This window comes from Shewanella sp. SM32 (genome assembly GCF_025654235.1).
Taxonomy (GTDB): domain Bacteria; phylum Pseudomonadota; class Gammaproteobacteria; order Enterobacterales; family Shewanellaceae; genus Shewanella; species Shewanella oncorhynchi.
In genome coordinates this window covers 1-4,198 of record NZ_JAKKRO010000117.1, presented here as the reverse complement: position 1 = coordinate 4,198, position 4,198 = coordinate 1, and the positions used below count along the sequence as shown (strand labels likewise).

Sequence of the window (4,198 nt, the reverse complement as noted above, 5' to 3'; positions counted from 1 at the left end):
GTTCAATGCCTGTTGTGGCTAGTTGGTTTACACGCACAGCAACAGGGCTGGGATAAGCATTTTCAGGCCAATACCATTGGGCATCGAACGGTACTCTCAACGATTCGCTTGGGATTGGAGGTACTCAGGCGGCCTGATTATCAAATCACGGAGAAAGAATTGCTGGCGGCCTGGGTATTATTCGCCAATCAGTTGCTCAAATATGGCTATGCTATGGCTGATTTATGAGGGGATCCTTCAGTGAGCAGTGGGATCAACAGATGACAGATCTGTATCGTAAAGCTGCGCATACTGGGGTTTATCAGGGCAAATTTGAAAGTACTCAATTGGATGGTCTTGCTTCGACCTTACTGCTCGATGACGGTGATCTTTCGGTCGCTATGGTCGGCGGTCTTGAATATGAAATGATCAAGTTTAAGCAAACCAGTGATCCAGAATCGGCCGCGGGTATTATCTCCGGCGGTTCGGGTGGTGATGATGTGGATGCCACGCGTGACCGTAGTGCCGCTTATTTGGAACTCCAAGTTGGCTTACCTGCCAATGTTGAGTTTTCTGCCGCAGTACGTTATGAGCGCTATGAGCAGGAAGGAACTCTCACAGGGCCTCAGGGGGAAGTTGTTAATTCATCGACCTTCGATGCCGTGGTGCCTAAGTTTGGTTTAAGCTGGCGTCCTATAGACACGTTATTACTGCGTGCTAGCTATGGTGACTCATTCCGTGCGCCGAATATGAGCGAAATGTTCTCGTCTCAATCCTTGAGTTTTGAGAAGGGTGTTGATTCTTTATGGTGTAATGAACCTGGTAACGTGGATGCCATATATTGCGCGACTAATAATCAACATAAAACCTGGTATGGAGGGAATCCTGATCTAGAGGCTGAAGAGGGTAACTCGTTAACCTTTGGCGGCGTTTGGAATGTCACTGACGCATGGAACTTGGAGTTATCTTATTACTCAATCACCTATGACAACAAAATTGAGTCAATTGATGTGGATGATATCCTGCGTGATGAAATCAAGAATGGTTCTTCTCCCTATGTGACGCGCGGTCCTGATGGCAAGATTGAATATATTGAAGCCGGAGTTCGTAACTTAGCTACAGTTGAGACCTCAGGTATCGATTTTGTTACGGCTTATAACTTAGAAACAGGCTTTGGGGATTTCAATTTCAAACTGGATTTAACTCATGTGCTTGATTTTAAAAAGCAGGATAACGCTGAAGCAGACATGATCGACTACGCAGGGTCGACTGACTCGCCCGATTGGCGCGGTAACTTTGCGACCAGTTGGAAATACGATGATTTCTCTGCCGCATGGACAGTTGTTTATATTGGTAATCAATCAGCAAGTTATTTCAACGAGTTAGAAGAAACCGACCGTTATGTTGATTACGATAATTACTTTAAACATAACATTCAGTTTGGTTATACCCATGCTTATAACGGCTCTATAACAGTAGGGGTGAATAATGTGTTTGATGCTGAAACACCAAACTATTACACCTATGCCGATTATCGCGATGTGAATGTGGGTTTATATGATGTGTTAGGTAGAACGTATTACCTGAGAATAAACCAGAAGTTTTAGGTTGTCCGCCCTCCCTGGATAACTCAAACCTCCGCTTGCGGAGGTTTTTTTGCTTATAAGGCAGTTTACTGGATGTCGAATGAGCGCTATCAATGCGTGAGGCGCAGTTCGTGGCGGTGTTCATGCTGATAATGCTCGGCGCAGGAGGTGCAGCGTTGTTCGGTGGGATCTTGGCTTAAGCGTTCGGTTTCAATTTCTGCCTCACAATCCGAGCAAAGACCGTAGAGACCTAAGTCGAGCTGGCAAAAGGCGGCATCAAGTTTATTTAATCGGCAAAATAGTGGGTGTTCAGCCAGTGGTGTCTGAGCCAATTTATCAATTAATTCTGCCAGACTCAGGCTAGCGTAATGCTCCCCTATGGCTTCGAGGAACAGAGGGAGCGCGCCTATTTCTTTCCTTAGATTAGCTTCAAGCTCTGACAATTCATGTCTGATATGGGTGGTGCTCACGTAAAATCGCCTATTTCATTTGACTCTAGGCGTCCAGTCTAATAGTTCCACTATCAACGACTATGATAAAGATCAAGTATCTGCCACATTTTCGGTTTTTTAGCCGTTAAAAATCGAAAAAGTACTTCATTCTTATCGCATTATATGTGCTACGGCAAAAGCCCTTTTATCACATATATCGTTGCGATTATTCGTCGCATAAGTTCCGTTGCGCTGTTTCTAATACGCGGACAATTTCTTCCGTTGTTTTAAAGACTCGCAGTTCCCTAAACAAGGTATCGGCTTCGGGATATTGACGGTTGAGATAGGTAAACCACTGTTTGATCCGGGCTGGATAATAGTCACTTTTACGGCCATTGAGTTCCCTTTGGGTATAACTGAGCATGAGCCCTAAGGTTTGCGCCCAAGTATAAGGAGTGGCTCCTGTCTTGATAGTATCAGCCAAGTTCGGCAATGAAATTGCCCCGCGGCCGATCATGATACTGTCGCAGCCCGTGACCTCGATACAACGCTTAGCATCGTCACTGTTCCAAATTTCACCGTTGGCGATCACCGGGATCGGCAAACGTTTGCGCACTTCGGTGATGTATTCCCAGTAGGCTGGCGGTCTGTAACCGTCGACTTTACTGCGCGCATGGATGGCAAGTTCAGTTGCACCGGCTTCATACACAGCAATGGCGTTTTCCATAAACAGTGACTTATCTTCGTAGCCCAAACGTATTTTGGCCGTTACGGCATGCTCTTTTGGTACTGCTTGACGCATGGCTTTGACAATATCGTGCACACTCTCAGGATATTGCAATAATACGGCGCCACCTTTACTGCGGTTAACAATTTTTGCTGGACAGCCAAAGTTTGCATCAACACCGTGTGAGCCTAGCTCAATGGCACGCAGGGCATTTTCGCCCATACATTGGGGTTCTTGACCAAGCAATTGTACTCGTACTGGCGTACCTGAAGGGGTGTTGCCGTTGTTGAGCAGTTCAGGACACAGTTTGAGAAAGACCTTTTCAGGCAGCAGTTGGTCTACCACTCGCACAAATTCGGTGACGAGCAAATCGTAGGGATTGATGGTCGATAGGATGTCACGCATCAAAGCGTCTACTACGCCTTCCATTGGAGCCAAAATCACACGCACTGCAGTAAACCCATATCTGTTGCAAAGGGCGAGCATTCTACCTTATCAGCCCTAAGTTACAAAGTGGCCTTGTGAAGGAGGATGAATAGGTACGCCAATAAATAAAATCCAAGCTAAACTGATTGTCCTAGCAGGATATTTTTACCATTTCTGTGACTTAGTGATATTTTTTGCAATAGAATCGAAATAAGGCAGGTCTTTTGTTGTAAGCCAGCTACTTAAACTGTTGTTGGTCATTATTACTCAATAAACAAGAAGGGATTATTTATGAATTCAGTTAAAAAAACAGCAGTTGCAGTAGCATTAGGTTCAGTTGTGATGAGTTCAGCTTTTGCTGTCAATGCACAAACTAACCCATTTGGTTTTGAAGCTATGGATGCGGGCTATCAAATTGTCGGTTCAGAAGGCAAATGTGGTGAAGCCAAATGCGGCGCAGACATGAAGAAAGCCGCCGCTGAAAAAGCCAAAGAAGGTAAGTGTGGTGAGGCTAAATGCGGTGCTGAGATGAAAAAAGCGGCTGCAGATAAAGCTCATGAGGGGAAATGTGGCGAAGCGAAATGCGGTGCTGACATGAAGAAAGCCGCTGATAAGGCCCATGAAGGTAAGTGTGGTGAAGCAAAATGTGGCGCTGATATGAAGAAAACCGCCGAAAAAGTGGATGCTAAAGTCGAAGCCGTTAAAAAAGAAGTGAAGTAAAGCGGGTTTGTTTTATCCCTGCAGTTATTGGGATAATTGAGCCTAAAGAGGCCAGCCAGCGCTGGTCTCTTGTGTTTTATTGTCATCCCAAAACCACCGCCTCTGGCGGTGGTGATTGTTCCTTGAGGCTATAGCCTGAATTACGCCCATGCTAAAAGAGACTTCTTATTCACCACAAGTAAGAGGAAACGAAAAGCATGGGCGATTATAGAAGTTCATCACATGTTTATTGGCGTTGCAAATATCATATTGTTTGGACTCCGAAGTACCGTTTTAAAATTTTAAAAGGAAACCTTGGTAAGGAGTTATACAGGTCAATTTATATTTAT

The 4,198-nt window shown here is 45.0% G+C and carries 4 protein-coding genes and 2 pseudogenes; 4 read left to right on the top strand and 2 right to left on the bottom strand.

The window, feature by feature from the left end; genetic code table 11:
- Together L5M10_RS23340 and L5M10_RS23335 are read left to right on the top strand one after the other, a co-directional pair.
- Window positions 1-228: pseudogene (locus L5M10_RS23340) on the top strand (IS4 family transposase); the annotation flags it as partial.
- A gap of 2 nt (window positions 229-230) precedes the next feature.
- Window positions 231-1,586 (top strand): annotated as a pseudogene (locus tag L5M10_RS23335) (TonB-dependent receptor domain-containing protein); the annotation flags it as partial.
- A gap of 89 nt (window positions 1,587-1,675) precedes the next feature.
- Here the strand turns inward: L5M10_RS23335 and L5M10_RS23330 are convergent.
- Window positions 1,676-2,035, bottom strand: a complete 360-nt coding sequence (locus L5M10_RS23330) for a TraR/DksA C4-type zinc finger protein (RefSeq protein ID WP_105252207.1) — start codon at window positions 2,033-2,035, stop codon at window positions 1,676-1,678.
- A 187-nt stretch (window positions 2,036-2,222) separates the two neighbouring features.
- Window positions 2,223-3,173, bottom strand: coding sequence for a tRNA-dihydrouridine synthase (locus tag L5M10_RS23325; protein ID WP_105253104.1), 951 nt, complete (start codon window positions 3,171-3,173; stop codon window positions 2,223-2,225).
- Window positions 3,174-3,440: 267 nt separating this feature from the next.
- Between L5M10_RS23325 and L5M10_RS23320 the strand changes: the two genes are divergently transcribed.
- Together L5M10_RS23320 and L5M10_RS23315 are read left to right on the top strand one after the other, a co-directional pair.
- Window positions 3,441-3,869, top strand: coding sequence for a hypothetical protein (locus tag L5M10_RS23320; RefSeq protein ID WP_028759624.1), 429 nt, complete (start codon window positions 3,441-3,443; stop codon window positions 3,867-3,869).
- 197 nt (window positions 3,870-4,066) lie between these two features.
- A partial coding sequence (locus tag L5M10_RS23315) for a transposase (RefSeq protein ID WP_263256044.1) occupies window positions 4,067-4,198 on the top strand: 132 nt, incomplete at its 3' end.

Coding starts and splice junctions, on each gene's coding strand:
- L5M10_RS23320 (WP_028759624.1), top strand. CDS start 3,441: ATGAATTCAGTTAAAAAAACAGCAGTTGCAGTAGCATTAGGTTCAGTT.